Origin of the sequence: Streptomyces sp. NPDC021093, from assembly GCF_044333135.1 — a bacterium.
Taxonomy (GTDB): domain Bacteria; phylum Actinomycetota; class Actinomycetes; order Streptomycetales; family Streptomycetaceae; genus Streptomyces.
Map to the genome: position 1 here is coordinate 340,294 of NZ_JBIRQJ010000009.1, position 18,914 is coordinate 359,207.

Annotated in this window: 12 protein-coding genes; 4 read left to right on the forward strand and 8 right to left on the reverse strand. The window is 71.8% G+C overall.

What is annotated here, in order from left to right:
* Positions 1–35 precede the first annotated feature (35 nt).
* Positions 36–1,073, reverse strand: coding sequence for a dipeptidase (locus ACH4SP_RS28825; RefSeq protein WP_398418906.1), 1,038 nt, complete (start codon positions 1,071–1,073; stop codon positions 36–38).
* Positions 1,074–1,173: 100 nt separating this feature from the next.
* On the reverse strand, positions 1,174–3,189 hold the full coding sequence (locus ACH4SP_RS28830) for a prolyl oligopeptidase family protein (RefSeq protein WP_398418907.1): 2,016 nt from the start codon (positions 3,187–3,189) through the stop codon (positions 1,174–1,176).
* A 179-nt stretch (positions 3,190–3,368) separates the two neighbouring features.
* Here ACH4SP_RS28830 and ACH4SP_RS28835 point away from each other — a divergent pair, with 179 nt between their 5' ends.
* A complete protein-coding gene (locus ACH4SP_RS28835; RefSeq protein ID WP_398418909.1) occupies positions 3,369–3,689 on the forward strand; it encodes a hypothetical protein in 321 nt (106 codons plus the stop codon).
* 41 nt (positions 3,690–3,730) lie between these two features.
* Here ACH4SP_RS28835 and ACH4SP_RS28840 read toward each other — a convergent pair whose 3' ends face one another.
* Complete coding sequence (locus tag ACH4SP_RS28840) at positions 3,731–4,279, reverse strand: GNAT family N-acetyltransferase (protein WP_398418910.1); 549 nt, start codon at positions 4,277–4,279, stop codon at positions 3,731–3,733.
* A gap of 320 nt (positions 4,280–4,599) precedes the next feature.
* Between ACH4SP_RS28840 and ACH4SP_RS28845 the strand changes: the two genes are divergently transcribed.
* The 3 genes from ACH4SP_RS28845 (at position 4,600) to ACH4SP_RS28855 (ending at position 10,274) form a co-directional block, all read left to right on the forward strand.
* Positions 4,600–6,954, forward strand: coding sequence for an FxsB family cyclophane-forming radical SAM/SPASM peptide maturase (locus ACH4SP_RS28845; RefSeq protein WP_398418912.1), 2,355 nt, complete (start codon positions 4,600–4,602; stop codon positions 6,952–6,954).
* A 34-nt stretch (positions 6,955–6,988) separates the two neighbouring features.
* On the forward strand, positions 6,989–9,079 hold the full coding sequence (locus ACH4SP_RS28850; protein WP_398418914.1) for a tetratricopeptide repeat protein: 2,091 nt from the start codon (positions 6,989–6,991) through the stop codon (positions 9,077–9,079).
* A gap of 280 nt (positions 9,080–9,359) precedes the next feature.
* The gene (locus tag ACH4SP_RS28855; RefSeq protein WP_398418916.1) at positions 9,360–10,274 is read left to right on the forward strand and encodes an alpha/beta fold hydrolase; all 915 of its coding nucleotides are present in this window, start codon (positions 9,360–9,362) and stop codon (positions 10,272–10,274) included.
* A 40-nt stretch (positions 10,275–10,314) separates the two neighbouring features.
* Here ACH4SP_RS28855 and fxsT read toward each other — a convergent pair whose 3' ends face one another.
* The 5 genes from fxsT to ACH4SP_RS28880 form a co-directional block, all read right to left on the reverse strand.
* Complete coding sequence (gene fxsT, locus ACH4SP_RS28860) at positions 10,315–14,247, reverse strand: FxSxx-COOH system tetratricopeptide repeat protein (protein WP_398418918.1); 3,933 nt, start codon at positions 14,245–14,247, stop codon at positions 10,315–10,317.
* A complete protein-coding gene (fsxC, locus tag ACH4SP_RS28865) occupies positions 14,244–15,479 on the reverse strand; it encodes an FxsC protein (RefSeq protein ID WP_398418920.1) in 1,236 nt (411 codons plus the stop codon). The genes fxsT and fsxC overlap by 4 nt, the downstream gene beginning before the upstream one ends.
* A 1-nt stretch (position 15,480) precedes the next feature.
* Positions 15,481–16,140 carry a TIR-like protein FxsC gene (locus ACH4SP_RS28870; RefSeq protein WP_398418922.1) on the reverse strand — a complete coding sequence of 220 codons (660 nt, stop codon included), beginning with the start codon at positions 16,138–16,140 and terminating at the stop codon, positions 15,481–15,483.
* A gap of 145 nt (positions 16,141–16,285) precedes the next feature.
* Positions 16,286–18,670: an FxsB family cyclophane-forming radical SAM/SPASM peptide maturase gene (locus ACH4SP_RS28875; RefSeq protein WP_398418924.1), complete on the reverse strand. Its 2,385-nt coding sequence runs from the start codon at positions 18,668–18,670 to the stop codon at positions 16,286–16,288.
* 10 nt (positions 18,671–18,680) lie between these two features.
* Complete coding sequence (locus ACH4SP_RS28880; RefSeq protein ID WP_398418925.1) at positions 18,681–18,881, reverse strand: hypothetical protein; 201 nt, start codon at positions 18,879–18,881, stop codon at positions 18,681–18,683.
* Positions 18,882–18,914 lie beyond the last annotated feature (33 nt).

Below are 18,914 nucleotides of genomic sequence, written 5' to 3' on the forward strand. Positions count from 1 at the left end.
CTGACCCGCCCCGCTCCGTACCTCGCCCGCCCCGCTCATCGGGCCCTGCCCAGCTCGGCGCGGAAGAGCCGCTGGACGTTGCCGCCGAGGACCGCACGGATGCTGTCCTCGTCCAGTCCGCGCTTCACCAGCACCTCGGTCAGCGCGGGCAGTTCGGCGGGCCCGTCCAGGCCGGGCAGGGACAGGTCCATGGGCACCCCGTCATAGTCGTTGTTGTCGCAGCACGGCGGCGTGACGTCGGCCAGTACCTCGCGTACGAAGTCCGGTCCGATGCCCACGTGCGCGTAGCCGACCAGCGCGGCGATGTGCTCGATGTGGTCGGCGATCCGCTCGATCGTCCGCGACTCGGGGTCGGTCGCGAGGAAGTCGGGCACGAAGTTGACGCAGACGACACCGCCGGTCGCGGCCACGCCGCGGATCTGCTCGTCGGTGAGGTTGCGGTGGTGGTCGCAGAGCGCTCGGGCCGACGAGTGCGAGGCGATCAGCGGACGGGTGGCCAGCTCCAGCACGTGTGCCACCCCGGCCGCCCCGAGGTGGGAGATGTCGAACACGACGCCGAGGCGCTCCAGTTCGCGCAGCGCCGCCACGCCCGCGCCGGTGAGCCTGCTGCCGGTCGCGTCCTCGCCGCTGCCGTCGCCGAGCGGCGAGCGCCCCCAGTGCGCGATCGAGGCGACCCGTACGCCGAGCCGGTGCAGCGTACGGAACAGCTCCACGTCCACGTCGACACCGGGTGCGCTCTCCAGCGCGAGCACCAGCGCGATGCGGCCCTGTGCGAGGGCGGCGTCGATGTCGTCGCCGTCCAGGCACAGCCGTACGTGTTCGGCGTTGCCCTCGGCGAGGGCGTGCGCGCACTCGATCATCCGCAGGGTGCGGCGCAGCGCCCCCTCGGGCCGGAACCCGTCGTCCACGAACACGGGCAGCACCTGGATGTTCACCCCGCCCGCCAGCAGCTGTGGCAGCCACTGTTCGCGGAAGAACTCCGCCCACCGTCGCGGGGGCCGTTCCACCACCGACATGAGCAGGTCGTTGTGCGTGTCGGCGACGACCGCGCGGCCGTGCAGATCTCCGGTCACCTTCGATTCCTTCCAAGAGGCATGCAACCGAAGCTAGAGGAGATCCGGGGCGGAAGATTCGTACCTGAGAACGAAGGAAGGCGGCATGATCCGTACGCCGCTACGAGCCCTCGGTGCCTCCGGCCAGGGCCTCCCACAGGAACGTGTACTTCAACGCCTGTACCGCGGCGGTCTGCACGTGGTCGTTCGCGCCGCTGTGTCCCCCGCCGGTCGTCTCGTGGAAGAGGACCCGGTGCCCCTGGTCGCGCAGCAGGGCGGCCGCCTTGCGGGCGTGGCCCGGGTGGACCCGGTCGTCGCTGGTGGAGGTGAGCAGCAGGACCGGCGGGTAGTTCCGGTCGGCGCGGAAGTGGTGGTACGGGGAGACGGCCTCCAGGTGCGGCCGGTCGGCCGGGTCGTCGGGGTTCCCGTACTCGGCGGTCCAGGACGCCCCGGCGAGCAGCAGGTGGAAGCGGCGGAGGTCCAGGATCGGCCAGCCGATGACCACCGCGCCGAAGAGATCGGGGTAGCGGGCGAGCATCGCCCCCGTCAGGAGGCCGCCGTTGCTCCGGCCCTCGATGCCGAGCCGGTCGGTGGTGGTGAGCCCACGGGCGACGAGGTCCCGCGCCACCGCGGCGAAGTCCTCGAAGGACCGCGGCCGTCCGGCTTTCAGCGCGGCACGGTGCCAGGCGGGCCCGTACTCGCCGCCGCCCCTGATGCCCGCGACGACGTATCTGCCGCCCCTGGCCAGCCAGGCGCGGCCCCGCAGGCCGCTGTAGTCCGGGGTGAGGGACTGCTCGAAACCGCCGTAGCCGTGGAGGAGGGTGGGGGCCGGCTCCGTGTGGTCGGGGCCGATCACGAAGTACGGCACCGGGGTGCCGTCGTCGGAGACCGCGAAGTGCTGGCGCACGTCCAGGCCGGCGGTGGCGAACAGCGCGGGCGCCTCCTTGAGCACCTCGGTGCCGCCGGTCGTCTCTCCCCGGTGGAGGGTGGGCGGCTGGAGGAAGCCGTCGGTCTCCAGGAAGTACTCGTCGGAGTCGGGGTCTGTGTCGACGACGGCCGCCGAGGCCAGGGCCGGGACCTCGGCGAGGGGGCGGGTGGCCCAGGTGTCGCCGGGGCCCGGGGTGAGGACCTCGATGCTCGTCGCGACGTCGGTGAGCTTCTCCAGGATCAGATGGTGCCGGGTCCAGGAGTGCCCGGCGAGCGCCGTCCGCTCCGTCGGGGCGAACAGCACGACCGGCTCGCGCCGCCCGTCGAGGAAGGCGTCGAAGTCGAAGGCGAGCAGGGAGCCCGCCGGGTGTCCCAGCCAGTCGGACTTCGGGGTGACGACGATCCACTCCCGGTGGGCGTACGCGAAGGCATCGGCCGGCACCTCGATCCGCACGCGCCTGTCGTCGGGCCCGAGCAGGTAGGTGTCCCGGTGCCAGAAGTCGCGGTGGACCACGAGGAAGTCGCGGGTGAAGCCCTCGGTGGGGTCGCGCCAGGCCGCCACGGAGACCGCGTCGGCGGCGGCCTCGTACACCTGCTCCGCCTCCTCCGGCGGGGTGCCGCGCCGCCAGCGGCGGACCGTGCGCGGATAGCCCGAGGCCGTGAGCGATCCCGGGCCCAGGTCCGCGCCGAGGTAGACGGTGTCCTGATCGATCCACCCGATGCTGGTCTTGCCCTCCGGGACGCGGAATCCGTCCGGTACGAACTCCTTGGTCTCCAGGTCGAATTCGCGCACGACCACGGTGTCGGAGCCGGAGCGGGAGAGTCTGACCAGGGCCCTGCCGTGGTCGGGGTACCGGACCGGCGCCCCCGACCAGACCCAGTCCACGTCTTCCGCCGCGGCCAGGGCGTCGATGTCGAGGACGGTCTCCCACCGCGGTTCGCTCGTGCGGTACTCGTCGAGCGTCGTGCGCCGCCACACCCCTCGTACGTGCCCGGCGTCCTGCCGGAAGTTGTAGAGGTGTGCGCCGCGGCGCCGGACGTGGGGGATGCGGCGGGTGTCGTCGAGGACCTCGCGCAGTTCGTCCGCCAGTCGCGCGCACGAGGCCGTGCACAGCGCGTGCTCGGCCTCGGCCGTGCGCTCCTTCACCCAGGCGAGGGCGGCCGGGCCCTCGACGTCTTCGAGCCACAGGTACGGGTCGTCAGTGATCACATGACGAGTATGCCGACCCGGACCCGCCAAGTCGCCCGAGCAGCCGCCTCGTTGAACAAGCTCCGGCGGGCCGTCGGGCTTCTGGCCTTCGTCGGTCCTCTGGCCTTCGTCTGGCCTCTGGTCTCGGTCGGGCCACGGACCCATGATGGAAGACGCCGCCCTCACCGTGGAGGTCTCTCATGGACCCTCTGTCGCTTGCCATTGCCGGTGCCCTCGCCGCCGGTGTCGCCACCGGAGCGGGTGAATCCGCCGGGGCCGCGCTGCCTGCCCTCGCCCGGAGGATCACCGAACGCTTCTCCGGCCGTGCGCACCGGCCGGAGTCCCGGGCACAGCTCTCGGCGGCACTCGACGAGGAGTTCGGGCGCGATCCCGCGTTCCGCCAGGAGTGCGAGGCCCTGTGGAACCAGGCGGCCGACGGCGGCGTGGCCAACTCCTTCCAGGGCGAGGCCAGGAACGTCGTGCAGGCGCGTGACATCCACGGCGGGTTCACGATCCAGTGAAGCCCCCGCCGTGACGCCCGAGGGTGCGGCCCGGCGGAGATTCACCGCTGCCGGACCGGCGGCAGCTCCATCTCCCGGGTGAGGGCCCAGCGTTCGTGGTCGCGCCAGACTCCGCCGATCTTGATGAAGCCCGGTGAGACGCCCTCCTTCCGGAAGCCGAGTTGCCTCACGAGCCTCAGCGAGGCGGTGTTGCCCGGCTGGATGTCGGCCTCCAGCCGGTGGAGGCCCAGTTCGTCGAAGGCGTAGTGCACCGCGAGCGCGACGCCCGTGGACATGTAGCCCCGTCCCGCGTGGGGCAGGAACGCGGCGTAGCCGAGCACGCCCCGCTGGTAGGGCTCCCGGACGATGCCGTTGATGTTGACCATTCCGGCCAGGTCGGAACGGTCCTTGAGGCAGACCACCATGCAGACACCGGTCGTCCGATCGGATCTCGCCAGATAGGCCGAGAACCCGCTCGGCGTGCACGGTATTCCCACCCACGGGCGGTGGAGATCGACGCTCATCCTGGCGAGTTCGATGAATCTCTCCTCGTCCTCCGCCGTGACCGGCCGGAGAAGGACTTGTGACCCCTGAGCCGATTCGATACTCACCGGCCGAAGTCTACGCCGCGAAGGAGTGCCGGAGTACCCGGAAAGCCTAGGAAGGCGGTGGAATCCGGTGCTATTCTGAGGCCGCTGGAGGGGTTGCCCCCGCTGCGCTCCGCACAGGCCCGAAACACCTCTGCGACAGAAGAGACGACCATGAGTGATGCCATTGTCCCGGGGCGCCCTCTCCCCGACATCGGAGAAGTAACTCTGGCGGATCTCCTCGCCGAGTCGTCCGCACCGGCCGCGGAATTCCGGGCATTGATCCTGCATCGTGGCACACCCGCGCGCATGGCGGCCTTCAACTCCGAAATCGGGGGAGACGAGTGCCTCCCCGCATCGACCAATTCATCCTGAAGGTGCACGGAGGCTGCAACCTGGCCTGCGACCACTGCTACGTCTACGAGCACGCCGACCAGAGCTGGCGCACCAAACCACGGACGATGAGCCCGTCGGTCGTGACGCGGGCGGCGACCCGTATCGCGGAGCACGCCGGTGCCCATCGGCCGCCCGTCGTGCGCATCAGCCTGCACGGCGGAGAGCCGCTGCTCCTCGGTACGCGACGATTGCGCGAGGTCGCCACCACACTGCGGGACGTCGTGGGCGGTGAATTCGGACTCAGTCTTCATGTGCAGACCAATGGTGTACTGCTCGACGAGGAATTCTGCTCGCTCTTCGATGAATTCGGCATCCAGGTCGGCGTCTCGCTCGACGGCGACCGGACTTCGAACGACCGGCACCGCCGTTATGCGAGTGGTCTCAGCAGTCACAGGAAAGTACTCCGTTCCCTTGAGTTACTGAGGCGTCCGGAGTTCCGTCATCTTTACGGCGGAATCCTGTGCACCGTGGATGTGGAGAACGATCCGACAGCGGTCTACGAGGCATTACTGGAAGAGTCGCCTCCGCGCATGGACTTCCTTTTTCCCCATGCGACGTGGGAGAATCCACCGCCCCGGCACGGGGAATCACCGGCCCCTTATGCCGCCTGGCTGGGCCGCATTCACTCCCGCTGGCTCGCCGACGGCAGGCCGGTGCCGATCCGGCTGTTCGAGGCCCTGACCCGGGCGTCCCGGGGCGAGCCCAGCGGAAGCGAAGCCGTGGGGCTGCGGCCGGTCGCGCTCGCCGTGGTGGACACCGACGGGTCGTGGGAGCAGGCCGATTCCCTCAAGACCGCTTACGCGGGCGCACCTTCCACGGGCATGTCCGTCTTCACCCACAGCGTGGACGACCTCCTGACCCACCCCGGCGTGGCCGCCAGGAACGAGCGCTACGCGCAGTTGTGCGCGACGTGCACGTCCTGCCCCGTCGTACGCACCTGCGGCGGGGGGCTCTACGCCCACCGCTACCGGCACGGGAGCGGTTTCGACAACCCGTCGGTGTACTGCGCCGACCTCCGGGTCCTGGCGGCCGAGGTCCCGGCGGCACGGACCGTACGGACAACTGGCGCCAGAATCACCGCGGTTGCCGCCGCTGCCCGCACCGACGGCCTCCCGTACGTCACCGGTCACCTGCCGGAGAGCGCGTTCGGTGCCCTCGCCGAAGGTGCGGGGACCGCGGAGGGCATCCGTGCGCTCCAGCGCCTGCAGCTCACCCTGACGAAGGCGCTGCTGGCGGGCGCGGCCGCCGGACCCGTTCGCCGGTCGGCCCTGGGCGTCGCCGCCCGCGAGGGCCTGGCACTGCTGATCGAGTGCGAGCGCCGTTGTCCGGCCGAGACCCTGGAGGTCCTGCGCTCCCCTTTCGTCCAGGCATGGGCGGACCGCTGTCTGCGTTCCGCCGGCACGGCGGCGGCCGACCTGGACCGGGCGCACATCGCCTGCGTCGCGGCTGCCGTCGCCCGGCGGGCGGGTGTGGAAGTGAGCCTGCCGCTGCCGGTACGGGCCGGGCTGGTCCACCTGCCGGGCGTGGGCGCGCTCCGGGTCCCGGACGACGGGCCCACCGCGCTCGTCCCGCTCGGGGGCCGCGGCCGGGCGAACCTCGAACCCGTCGGGCTCCGACGGCTGACCGCGGCGTCGCTGCCCGTCGCCGTCGACGACCTCGACCCGTACCGCGCCGACGACGCCCGGCCCGCTCTCGGCCGCCTCTCCGCACCGGACTGGCGGACGTGGCGGACCGCACTGACAGCGGCGGGGAGCGAGCTCTCGCAACTGGTCCCCGCCCATGCCGCGGTGCTGCGGGCGGGGCTGCGGGCGATCGTCCCGCTCCGTGCCCCGGCGGCGGAGCAGGACGCCCCGTACCTGGCCGGGCGCGCGTTCGGGGGCATCGGTCTGGCGATACGGAGGGGGCCCGCCGGCGGTGCCGGCACGGACCCGGCCGCTGAACTGCTCCGCGCGTTCCAGCACACCAAGCTGGCCGCGCTGCTGGACGTGTACGCGTTCTTCCCGGCGACGGAGGCCGCCCTCGTGTCCGTACCGTGGTCACGGGTGCCGTTGTCCCCGCACCGGGTCCTCCACGGTCTCTACGCCCAGGTGGCTCTCGCGGAGCTGTGGCGCGCCCGGTCGGCCGGGGCCCCGCGCACGACCGGAGCGAGGGCGTACCGGGACGCGGCCGCGGCACACCGGCGGTACCTGGACCGGGCGGACATCACCGTGGACACCCTCGCGGCCGAGGTGGCGATGGAACCGGCCGGTGTCCGCTTCACCACCGGGCTGCGTACCGCCGTCGACAGGCTGGCACAGCCATGACCCCTACCGGCAGCCGGCCCTGGAGAGCGAGCACATGAGCGCAGACCCCCACCCCAACGCCTTCGCGGGACGGGCCACCCACGTCGTGCAGGCCGGGAACATCTTCGGCGGTGTGAACAGCGGCGGGCAGTACGTTCTGCCGGTACCGAGGCAACTGCCGCGCGCCGCCACCCACTTCACGGACCGCACCGACGCCTTCGCCCGGCTGAGCCGGCTGGCCGCGGCGGGCAGGAACGGCATCGCCATGATCTCCGGCCCCGCCGGGGTCGGAAAGAGCGCCCTCGCCGTTCACTGGGCGACCGCGTGCAAGGAGGAGTTCCCCGACGGCCAGCTGTACGTGAACCTCTGTGGCTTCGGCCAGCGGGCGCCGCTGCGGCCCGAGAGCGTGCTGCACGGCTTCCTGTCCGCGCTGAACGCGTCGGCCGACCGGATAGTGGACGATCTGGACGCCATGTCGGCGCTGTTCCGCTCGCTGGTCGACGGGAAGCGGGTGCTGGTCGTGGCGGACAACGCGCGCAGCGCGGACCAGGTGCGGCCGCTGCTGCCCTCGTCGCCCGGCTGCTTCACCCTCGTCACCAGCCGAAACCGGCTGGGCAGTCTGTCCGCGGTGGACGGGGCCGTACCGGTGGCCGTCAGACCGCTCGGCATCCCGGAGGCGGTCCGGCTGTTCCAGCAGCTCTCGGGCCATCAGGACCTGCGGGGTTCCACCCAACTCGTGCTCCGCTGCGGGCGCATGCCGCTCTTCGTCAGGATCGCGGCGCAGCGGGCCAGTGCCGCCGCGGATCTGAGCGGGCTGGTCGAAGACCTCACACGGGACAGCGACCGGCTCGAAGCACTGTCCACGCTGGACGACGGAATGGAGGCCCGCATGGTGCTCTCGTGGTCCTACCAGGGACTGCCCCCTTCGGCAGGCCGGGCGTTCCGGCTGCTCTCCCTGCACGCCGGCCCCGACTTCTCCGTCCCGGCGGCGGCCGCGCTGATCGACCGCCCGGAGAACGAGACCCGGCGCATCCTGGAGACGCTGGGCGCCGTCAACATGCTCGAAGAGCTGGGCGGGAGCCGGTTCCGCTTCCACGACGTGCTCCGCGACTACGCCAGGGAGCGGGTGGTCGAGGAGGAGCCGCTGCCGGATCGACTGGGCGCCCTGCGCAGGGAGTTGTCCTTCTACCTCCGCAAGGCGGACGCCTGCGACCGGGTGCTGGCGCCGCAGCGGCAGCACGTACCTCTGGAGCACGGCGCGGACCGGGCAGCGACGTCCTTCCCCGGCCCAGGTCCCGCCCTCGCCTGGTGCGACGCCGAGCTGGCGAACCTGGTGCACGCCGTCGACCAGGCCGTCGAGCTCGGCTTCGACGACGTGGCGTGGAAGCTGCCGGTGGCGCTGGTCTACTTCCTGCGGCTGCAGAAGCGCGACACGTCCCGGGTCGAGCTGTCCGCGATCGCGGTCGAAGCGGCGCGCAGGGAGGGCGACCGGTGGGCCGAGGCCTGGAGCCTGATCTGTCTCGGCGGGGCCGAGTCCGACCTGGAGCGCCACGAGGACGCCCTCGGGCACTTCACCGAGGCGCTGCGGATCAGCCGGGAGATCCAGGACCGCCACTGGGAGGGCAACAGCATCTACAACCTGGCCTGGACGTTGCGGCTGCTCGGCCGGCACGCCGAGGGCCTGGAGCGGCAGCGTCAGGCGCTGGCGATGCAGCAGGAGACCGGTGACGAGCGGGGCGCGGCGATCACCCTGACCGAGATCGGTGCGCTGGAACTCGTGCTGGGCAGGCCTGAGCAGGCGTACGCGGAGTACGAGCGGGCCCTCGCCGGGGCACGGGCGACGGACGATCTGCCCACGGAGGCCAAGTCGCTGCACGGACTGGGCGAGGTGCGCCGCGCGACGGGCCGGCCGGACGAGGCGATCGAGTGGTACCGGCAGGCGGTCGAGGTACGTCTGCGGGTCGGCGACCGCTTCGGGCTGGCCTGTTCGCTCTTCGCACGGGGCAGACAACTCGCCTCGGCCGGCCGGACGGACGAGGCGGCCGCGGAGCTGGCCCGCGCCGAGGTGGTCCTCGACGAGCTCAAGGACCCGCTCGTCGAGGACGTCCGGCGCCACCTCGCGGATCTGGGGGGCGCCCCGGACTGAGCGACGTACCGTACGGGGCCGTCAACCTCCGGCCCACTGGTTCACACCCGCCACATCCCCGCTCTTCGCGGTTCCGCCGCGCGCTCCCCGGGGCTGTCGGCTAGTTTCGCTACGGCCGACGGCGCGACGGCGGCGCGAATGCTACTGCGTCCGTGCTGGGGAGCCCGGCAACTCGGCTGATTTGAGCGCTACGAACGGACCCACCGTCCACCATGCTGAGCGGTGGTGCCGTTCCGGGCTGAAGCCGCTGGTAACGGGAGGCAATCAGGTGTTTGGTTCGGTGCGAGCGCCTGGCCGCGACGGGCAGCTGGCCTACGAGACATGGGGGGACCCCGAGGGGCACCCGGTGTTCCTGCTGCACGGTACGCCCGGCAGCCGACAGGGCCCCCGCCCCCGGACCTTCGACCTCCACAAGCTCGGCGTCCGGCTGATCGCCTACGACCGTCCCGGCTACGGGGACTCGACCCGCCACCCCGGCCGGCGGATCGGGCACGCGGCGGACGACGTCGACGCCATCGCCGATGCCCTGGACCTGAAGCGCTACTCGGTGGTCGGCCGGTCCGGCGGCGGGCCGCACGCACTGGCCTGTGCGGCACTGAACCGGGGCAGCCGGGTCGCGAGCGCCGCCGCACTGGTGACCCTGGCACCCCCGGACGCCGAAGGCCTCGACTGGCTCGCCGACATGGCCGACTCGAATGTGACGACGTACCGCACGCTGGACCACCACTCGCCGGACCGGACCCAGGTGGGCGCTCTCCTCGCCCGCAACGCCGATGCCATCCGGCGGGATCCGTCGTCCCTGCTGAGAACCCTCAACCCGGAGATGCCGTCCGTGGACCGCGTGGTCGTCGAGGACGCGGGGATCCGCGAGCTGCTGCTGCAGAACTACCTGTCCGCGGTGGGCGAGATGACCGACGCGGTCGCCGGGCTCGACAGCCCGCCGGAGCCGGAGGGCTGGGTGGACGACCTGGTGGCCTTCCGCGAACCGTGGGGCTTCCGGCCGCAGGACATCGAGGCTGTACCGGTGCTGCTCTGGCACGGGGAGTACGACGTCTTCGCCCCCGTCGCGCACTTCCGCTGGCTCGCCGAGCGCATTCCCACGGCGTCCGCCGTGCTCCAGCCGTCCGCCGCGCACTTCTCGGCGCTGCCGGCGCTGCCGCAGTCCCTGGCGTGGGTGCGCGACAACGCCGTATGACGACGCCGTGTCCCCTTCTCGGACCGGGCTCCGACCGGGCTCAGATCGGGTGCGGTTCCAGTTCCAGGCTGGTGCGCTGCCATTCCTGGAGGGCCACTGTCCTGGGGTGGTCCGCGCCGAGCCGCTTGACCAGCTCGGCCAGGACGTCGTCGTGCATCGTGCGGGCCGCTTCGCCCTCGCCGAGGTCCCTGAGTACGACGGCGAGGTTGCCCGCGCACACCAGTGTGGAGGGGTGGCTGGAGCGCAGGACCTCCCGCAGCCGGTCGTAGACCGCTTCGTACGTGGCGCGCGCCTGTGCCAACTGCCCTTGTTCCGCCTGGGTGTTGGCGAGGTTGACCCGGCAGCTGAGCACATTCGGGTGGTCCTCCCCCAGCAGTTCGGTGAAGTCGGCCACGGCCTGTTCGGTGAGTTCCCTCGCCCTGGCGACCGCACCGGTGCCCAGCAGGTGCACCGCGTAGTTCGCGGAGCAGGCGACGGTGTGCGGGTGTGCCTTGCCGAGGCCGCGCCGGAAGTCGTCCAGCACCCTGCTCACCAGTTCCAGCGCCTCGCCCGTCCGGTCCAGCGCCATCAGGTCGCCCGCCAGGTTCATCTCGACCAGGAGCCGCTCCGGGGAGATCTCCCCCTCCCCCTCCGGGGTGTGCTTCAGGACGACCCTGGTGTACGCCTCCGCCTCACCCGGGCGGCCCACCCGCCGCAGTGAACCCGCCAGCCCCTTGATGGTGTTGAGGACGGTCGGTGCGCCCTCGGTGAGTTCGACGTTGCGCAGGCAGCGGTCGTAGGCGCGCTTCAGCAGGCTGACCGAGGCCCGGTAGTCACCGCAGTCGCGCAGGTCGCGCCCCAGGTTGACGGCCGTCTCGATGGTCAGGGGATGGTCGTGGCGGAGGATCGCCTCGCGGGTGTCGAGGGTCTTGCGGTCCAGTTCGCGCGCCTCGTAGTAGTCGCCCGACAGGCGCAGCGAGACCGCGAGGTTGTTGGCGGCGCCCAGGGTGCGCGGGTGGTCCTCGCCGTAGACGTCGCCGTACCGCTGGTGGGTCTCGCGGTCGTACGCGAGCGCCTCGGAGAACCGGCCGAGGCCGCGCAGGTCGGCGGCGACGCTGCTGGTGGTCATGAGGACGTGCTGGTCGTCCTTGTCGCCGAGGACGTCGAGCTGCCGCTCCAGCACCTCCTTGTCCAGGGCGAGGGACTCCTCGTACTTGCCCTGGGCGCGCAGGATGTTGCCGATCTGGAACCGCACGTGCAGCACCCAGCGCTCGTCCGGGTCCCCGTCCTCGCTCCAGACGTCCACGCACCGCTCGCTGAGTTCCAGTGCCTGGGCGATCTCGCCGCGGCGGCGCAGCTGGCGCACCCGGTCCACCACGAGTTCGCGGATGCCGTCGTCGGGCGTGCTGAACGCCCAGGTGGTGCCGAGGTGCGGCCAGATGATCCGGTACCGGTCCCAGGTGTCGGGGTCCTCCGGGTCGTCCTGCCCCGGCCTGGCCGCGACCAGCGTGCGGTAGACGACTTCGCGGGCGGACTCCTGCTCCTGTTCGGACATGCTGTTGCGCATGGAGAGCTGGACGAGCCGGTGCACCTGGACGCCCCTGGCCTTGCGGTCCACCCGGACCAGGGCGAAGCGGCTCAGCTCCTGGTAGGCGCGGGAGAGCGTGCGGGCGCCGCCGACGGCCCGGCAGATCTCCACGCTCTCCAGCAGGTCCATGGAGATGGGCTCGGGGCTGAAGTAGGAGCACAGCTGCAGGAGGCGGACCGCGGGCGGGTAGTTCTCCCGCAGCTGCTTGATGGCGAAGTCCCAGGTGCCGCCGGTGATGTTGGTGACATCGGTCCTGCGCTGCAGCTGGCCGACGTACTCGCGGGCGCTCTTGCCGGTCTGTTTCATGGCGTTGGCGGCCTGGTCGACGGCGATCGGCAGGTCGCCGAGGGCCTCGGCGACCATGTCCACCTCGTCCTGGCCGATGTCCGGCAGCCACCGGCGCAGGTGGGTGATGCTGTCGGGCCTGCTGAAGACCCCCACTTCGACGGTGTCGGCGTAGCGGCTCCAGCCCTCGGAGCGCTGGCTGGTGATGAGGACGTGCCCGGAGCGTCCGCTCACCAGGAAGTCGGCCAGGTTGCCGGGGTCGTCCGCGTTGTCGAGGATCAGCAGCCAGCGGCCGCTGTCGAGGGCGTCGCGCACCGCTCGCGCGGTGTCGGTGGGGTTCTTGCGCTCGGCCAGGCCCAGCGGGCCCGACATCGCCGAGTACTGCTCGACCGCGAGGTTGCGCTGCTCGGCCTGGATGTGCCACACGACGTCGTAGTCGCCCTTGTACCTGCGGGCGAACTCCTGCGCCAGGAGGGTCTTGCCCACGCCTCCCATGCCGCGCAGGAGGACCGGCTTGTGGACGGTCTGCAGCCGCTCCCTGATGGTTTCGAGGAGTTCGGTGCGGCCGGAGAACGGGGTGGTGCGGATCGGGACGTTCCAGACGGGCGGTTCGGCGCCGGGGTAGCGCGGAAGCACGTGGTCGGGCCCGGTGAAATGGGCGCGCGAGCGGGGTTCCAGCGGGGCGCCGAAGGCCTTCAGCAGGGTTTCCCTGGCGGCCTCCGGGGTGTCGCAGCGCGTGAGGTCGGCGAGGTGCTCGGTGAACGGCGCGCCGAGCCTGACCTCTTCGATCCGTACCGGGACCAGCTGGCGGCGCTTGCCGAGTTCGTCGACCGAGTAGACCGTTTCCCAGGTCGTCCTGAAGCGGGAGGACCTGAGGTAGGCGCCGGACATGACCGCCAGGGTGTGGGCAGCGGATTCCACCCCCCGCTCGGTCTCGGTCCTGAGCCGCGTGCCCTCGGCCGTGCCCTCCTGGGCCAGGTGGACCCGGAAGTCGGCGGATTCCAGTACGGCGCGGATCCACTCGGCCCAGCTGCGGTCCTGCGGGACGAAGCTGATGTACACGTCGGACACGTTGAGCGGCTTGGGCCGGATGAAGCGGTCGAGGTAGCGCCGGCGCAGGCCCTCCTCCATGCGCGGCAGCGCGGTCACCTCGCCGTCGGAGACGACCTCGGTGAGCCGTTCGTACGCGGCCAGCAGGGAGGAGGGGTTGCCGGGGGTGTCGCGGAACGGCGCCAGGAGCTCCTCGTAGGAGTACACGGGCCGGTAGGGGATCTCGACCCGGCCCCAGTAGTCCTCCGGGTCGGTGTCGTGGTGGCGGCTGAGGATCCGGTCGAAGCGCACCCTGATCTGGCCCCTGGCGGCTTCCAGCCGGTCGGCCTGGCCGTTGGTGTCCTCGACGCGCATGGGCACGGGCAGGATGCGGATGTTGCGGTCGCTGTGCATGAGGTCGATGCGTTCCGCGACGTTGGCCGCTCCCTCGATGCTCTGGCTGCTCGGGGTGAAGCAGGTGACGAGGGTGTGCGGCAGGGTGACGGTGCAGATGTCGGAGATGTCGTTGAGACCCGTCCGGCTGTCGATGAGGACGTAGTCGTAGTTCTGTACGAACTCGTGCTTGAGCGCCTCCAGGAACCGGGTGGCGAGCGGTCCGTCCATGAACGGCTTCCAGTCGAACTGCGAGAACGCGCTCAGGTACTTCTTGTTCTTGATGCCGGCCGGCAGGTAGTCGAGCCGGCCTGCGTCGGGGAACGCCCAGTCGACCGGGATGCGGCAGTGGTTGTAGCGGGCCCGCTCGGCGACCCATGCGGCGTCGACCGTGACCGGCAGTTCGGACTCGCCCCGGCCCGGGTGCTGCGCCTCGGCGAGCCGCCGCTCCTCCCCGTACGACTGGTTGAAACGGGTGACGAGGTCCAGGACGCCGGGTGTGGTGCGGAGTTTCTCGTCCTCCAGGAAGGGGTGCAGGAAGCGGTCGAGTCCCGGGGCGTCCAGGTCCCAGTCGACCATCAGGACCCGTTTCCCGGCGGACGCCAGGATCCACGCGGTGTTGGCGAGCGCCATCGTCCGCCCGGTGCCGCCCTTGTACGAGTAGAACGTGACGATCCGGCCCGCGTCGTCGCTGGTCATGGCCTGGCCTCCAGGGCGCCGCCGTCCGTGCCGGGTTCGTCGACGCCGACTCCTGGCGGTTTCACCGCAGTTGTGTTCCGTGGGGACGATTGTGGCTGAATGTACCGCAGGTACCTCATGTTGGCGGACTCGGCCAATTCGCCGAACCACAGGGCGAAGGCGTCGGCCGTGGCGAGTCCGCGGACGGCCGTCTGCTCCCCCACCCGGCCCTCCCGCAGCGAGCGGGGAAAGACGGACTCCACGAGTCCGCGCAGCCGGTCGAAGTGTTCCTTGGTCTGCGGGTCGTTGTCCGCGAGGGCGGTCAGTACGGCGGTCCAGGGCCGGTGCGCGTCGTCGAACTCCTTTGCCCTGGCGGCCGTCCCTGGGTCGCCCAGCGCCCAGGGGTCGACGACGAGGATCCAGGGCGCGGCCGGTGTGTCCCTGCCCCGCAGGTCGACCTTGTCGAACTCCACCACTTCGGGGGCGAAGCCCAGGTTGCGGGCCAGTTCCGTGACCTGCTCGGCGATCGGGCCGCCCGCCACGGGACCGTAGGGACGCCAGTCGAGCGGCCCGGGGCCGTAGCGTGCGGCCTCGCGGCCGATCGGCAGCCGGTCCTCGTACGGGGCGAGGACGGTGATGCGCAGGGGCGGCCTGGGCGGGGCCGCCGCGAACGCGTCCGGCAGCCGGGCCAGCGCCGTCCGGTCGAGGGAGCCGGGTGCGGAGCCCGCGGGGACGGTGGCCGCCGCGGAGGCGATGCGCAGCGCGAGCCACTCGGTGATCCGGCGGGCCCGGCCCTCCTCCAGGTCGAGCAACTGGTGCAGCCCCATGGCCGCGTAGCTCTCCTCCTCGTCGTCCGGCCCCTCCTGCTCCGCCGGGACTTCGGGGACGTCCTGGACCGCCGCCGGCACGGAGGCCGCCGGGTAGGGCGTCCACAGCACGGGTACGGTCCGGGGGGCCCGGGTCCGCAGGGCGCGGCGGGTGATCGCGGTCCACTGGCGGCCGCACACCGGGTCGGTGAAGTACCGCTTGGAGTACAGCGGGACGAACACCCGGCAGCCGGACAGTGCCCGTACGGACTCCTCGCCCCGGGTGCCCTGCCGGTCGACGAATCCGGCGGCCGTCCGCTCCACTCCGGCGTGTGCGGCGACCAGTCCTGCGAGTTCCTCGTAGAAGTCGAAGACCAGCCGGTCGGGGTCGTCCCCGGTGCGCCGGCTGCCGGGGATCCGCGCGTAACTCAGAAAGAAGAGCGGCATCCTACGCTCCCTCGTCGAAGACGTTGCGGAGGTCGTCGAACAGCTCGATGTCGCACGGGTCGAGGCGCGCCTGCTGGGCGACCTTGACGATCGTCTGGGAGATCCCCCAGACGGCCCTGCGGTACCGGGTCCAGTATCCGTCCTTCAGCAGTCCGTAGAGGCCCGTTTTCAGGTAGGCCTGTCCGAGGTCGGGGTGCGAGTACTGGACGGCCTCGGCGACCGGCGGCAGTTCCAGGTGTGCGGGGCTGGTCCACAGGACGGGGACGATCGCGTTGACGGTGTAGGGCCTGGTGCCGCGCTGTGCGTCCTGCCGCCGGGCGAAGGCGTCCCACTCCTTGCCGCACCACTCTCTGGTGAAGTAGCGCCTGGTGTAGACGGGCACGAACACCTGACAGGTGGCCAGGGCCCGTTTGAGGGCCTTCTCCCACTCCTCGCCGATGCCCATGCGCTGGTCCAGGAAGCCGGGTGGGCCGCTGCCGTCGAGATCGGTCAGCTGCATGATGTTCCCGCACAACTCCCAGTGGAACTTCTCCAGTTCCTTGTCCGGATGGTCCAGTCGACGGCCCTCCTTCATCGAGGGGGTGCGCGCGTAGCTGAGGAAGAAGTGCGGGTCCTGGCCCGCGGACGGCTGCGGGGACGGGGCGGCGGTCGGATGGGCCATGGGCTCGTCTCCCACCTCCACGTCGTCGCTGCGCGCCGGGTCTCCGCCGGTGTCCCGGCCGGTGTCCGGCAGACCATTGGAGCGCGAAATCCACTGCTGCCACCAGAGGCGGGAGCCTGTCAGTTGTCCGGATCGGTTGCCCGGGTCAGTTGTCCTGTCCCCCGGTACCCCGGTCACCGGGGCCCTTGGCCGCCGTCCTCATGCCCGTCACCAGCCGCCGGCCGAGGCCGGTGAGCGCTCCCGTGCCGGCCAGTGTGTCCAGGGCGGCGAGCACCCCGTCCCGCCAGTACTCGGCCCGGTGGACGGCGTCGGCGGCGGCGTCATCGGCTGCTTGCGTACGGCGCAGGCTCCGGGTCCGCCAGACGTCGGCGACCGCGAGGTGGGCGTAGGCGCCCTGGAGGACGGCGTCGGGCGGCCGGGGATCCTCCCGCCAGGCGACCGGGTACCTGCCGTCGTCGGATCCGTCGAGCAGGTCGAACATGTCCTGCAGGGCCCCGAGTTTGACGTGCTGGAACTCGTGGACCAGCAGCAGGGCGAGGGCTTCGGGCGAGGACGGCAGTGCGACCCCGACCGCTCCGAAGGCGTCCCGGGAGGTCTCGCTGGCCTCCGTGCCGGGCGGCGGGGCGGCCAGTGGCGTCACCGTGGTCAGTGCCGCGAGCCCGGCGGCGTACCGGGGGTGCTCCGTGCGGATCAGCCGCCAGGCCTCCCGGAAGGTCTCCTGCCAGGCCCGCACCCCGGATTCGGAGAGCCGGGGTGCGGCCTCGGCCCGGTAGCAGGTGCGGTACGGGTCGATGTCGTCCAGCGCCACCCGGATGCCGTCCGCGTCCAGGTGCCGCAGCGGCTGCCAGACGACACCTTCCGGCAGGGCGTCGAGCGGGCGGCCTTCGACGGCGAGCCCCTCCGCACCGGCCGCGAGCCTGATGGAGCGTATTCCCGTGTCCACCAACAGCCGTCCGAGACCGGGGAGTTGGACCGTCGCCCCGTGTCGCAGCGGCACCGTCAGGCTCAGCCGTCCGCCGGTCCTGACGGCCGCGGCCAGGGCACTCTCGGCGGGCCGCCCGGAATCGGGCGGCCGCCCCGCGCAGCAGCGCAGCGCCCAGACCCGCAGATAGGGGTCGGCCAGCAGCACCTCCAGCGCGTCGAAGGGCAGCGCGAACACGGCGTCCCAGGCCGCCGCCGGGTGCGGCGCCGCCCGGCGGGCGGCCGCGAGCAGCACCCGCCGCAGGCTGCTCTGCGCCTCCGCGAGCTCCCGGAGGGCCGGTGCGCCGCCGTGTCCGGCGGCGAGGTCGTCGAAGTGCGCCGGGGCCAGGGCGTGCAACTCGGTCCCGTCGGCGGCCTGTTGTACGTACGGGATCAGCTTCAGCAGGTCGGCGCAGTACACCGAGGGGTTGTCGAAGCCGTCCGGGATGCCGGAGCCCGATGTGTCGGAGCCCAAGGAGTCGGAGCCCGAGGTGCCGGAGCCCGGGGTGCCGGAATCGGGCTTGCCGGAACCGTCCGGGGTCCGGAAGCGGTGTCCGTACAGTCCCCCGCCGCACACCGCCACCACCGGGCAGGACCGGCACTGGGCGCAGAGTCCGTCCGGCCCGGTGCGCCTGGCCTGGAAGCCGGGGTGCGCGGCGGCCTCGTCGAAGCTGTCGTACGCCACGTGGAAGCCGGTTTCCGGGGCGCCGTGGGCCACGGTCTTCAGCCAGTCCGCCTGCTCGACGGCGCCGTCCGTCTCCACCACCAGGAGGTCCGAACTGCCCGGCCCCAGCGCCTCGGTCAGGCTCGGGCCGCCCCTGTCGAGCCTGCTGATCGAGTCGAAGATCCGGATCGGCACCGGTCTCCCGTCCGCCGTCCACCGGCGGTGCACGGCGATGAGCCAGTCCGCGTAGTCCGTCCCGCCGCCCGGACGCGGCGGCGGCCGGTCCCAGGTGGCGTGCGGCAGCAGGAAGTCGATGCCGGGCGGGTCCAGTTCGGCCAGCGCCCGGTACACGGCGACGGGGTCGTTCGCCACGTCGACCGTGCACAGCAGACCGCCGAAGGCGCTCCGGTGGGCCGGCGCACCGAGCAGGCGCACGGCGCGCAGCACGTCCGCGTGACTGCCCGAGCCGTCGTTCCTGATCCGGTGCCGGTCGTGGGAGACGCGGTCGCCGTCGAGGGAGATGCCGGTGACGATGTGCTCGTCGGCGAGCATGGCGCAGAAGTCCTCGTCCAGGCACAGGCCGTTGGTCTGCATCCGCAGGTCGAGGCCGCTCACTCCGTGCAGCGCGCGCCGCAGTTCCCTGGCGTGGCCGCGCAGCCGTTCGCGTCCTGCCAGCAGCGGCTCGCCGCCGTGGAACACCACGTGGACCCGGGAAAGTCCGTGCCGAGCCGCGTGCTCGGCGATCCGGGCGGCCGTGAGCCGGAAGGTCTCCTGCGACATGGTGACCGGCCGGCCGCGCCAGCTCTGGTCCGCGTGCCGGTAGACGTAGCAGTGGTCACAGGCCAGGTCGCAGCGGCTGTGGACCTTGACCACGAACTGCCGGAAAGGCCGCGTCGCCGCGGGCACCGGGGGCTCCTCAGATCGAGGACTGGAACGCGGTCACCGTGACTTCGCGCCCGGATCCCGTCCTGGCCAGGGCGTCGTTCATCGCGCCCTCGGTCACCTCGTCGAGCGCGGTGCCACGGTGGTTCGGGAGCACGCTGAGGACACTCGCCCCGTCCGCCTCGCCTGTGGCGCGACGGGCGAGCCCCGCGCTCTGCGGCTCGTCGCTGTCCATGGGGGACTCCTCGGGGGTGTACGACTCCGGACG

Bases quoted from the DNA above. Each gene is read 5' to 3' on its own strand.
- ACH4SP_RS28835 (WP_398418909.1), top strand. From the start codon at position 3,369: ATGGACCCTCTGTCGCTTGCCATTGCCGGTGCCCTCGCCGCCGGTGTC.
- ACH4SP_RS28850 (WP_398418914.1), top strand. From the start codon at position 6,989: ATGAGCGCAGACCCCCACCCCAACGCCTTCGCGGGACGGGCCACCCAC.
- fxsT (WP_398418918.1), bottom strand. From the start codon at position 14,247: ATGACCAGCGACGACGCGGGCCGGATCGTCACGTTCTACTCGTACAAG.
- fsxC (WP_398418920.1), bottom strand. From the start codon at position 15,479: ATGCCGCTCTTCTTTCTGAGTTACGCGCGGATCCCCGGCAGCCGGCGC.
- ACH4SP_RS28870 (WP_398418922.1), bottom strand. From the start codon at position 16,140: ATGGCCCATCCGACCGCCGCCCCGTCCCCGCAGCCGTCCGCGGGCCAG.
- ACH4SP_RS28880 (WP_398418925.1), bottom strand. From the start codon at position 18,881: ATGGACAGCGACGAGCCGCAGAGCGCGGGGCTCGCCCGTCGCGCCACA.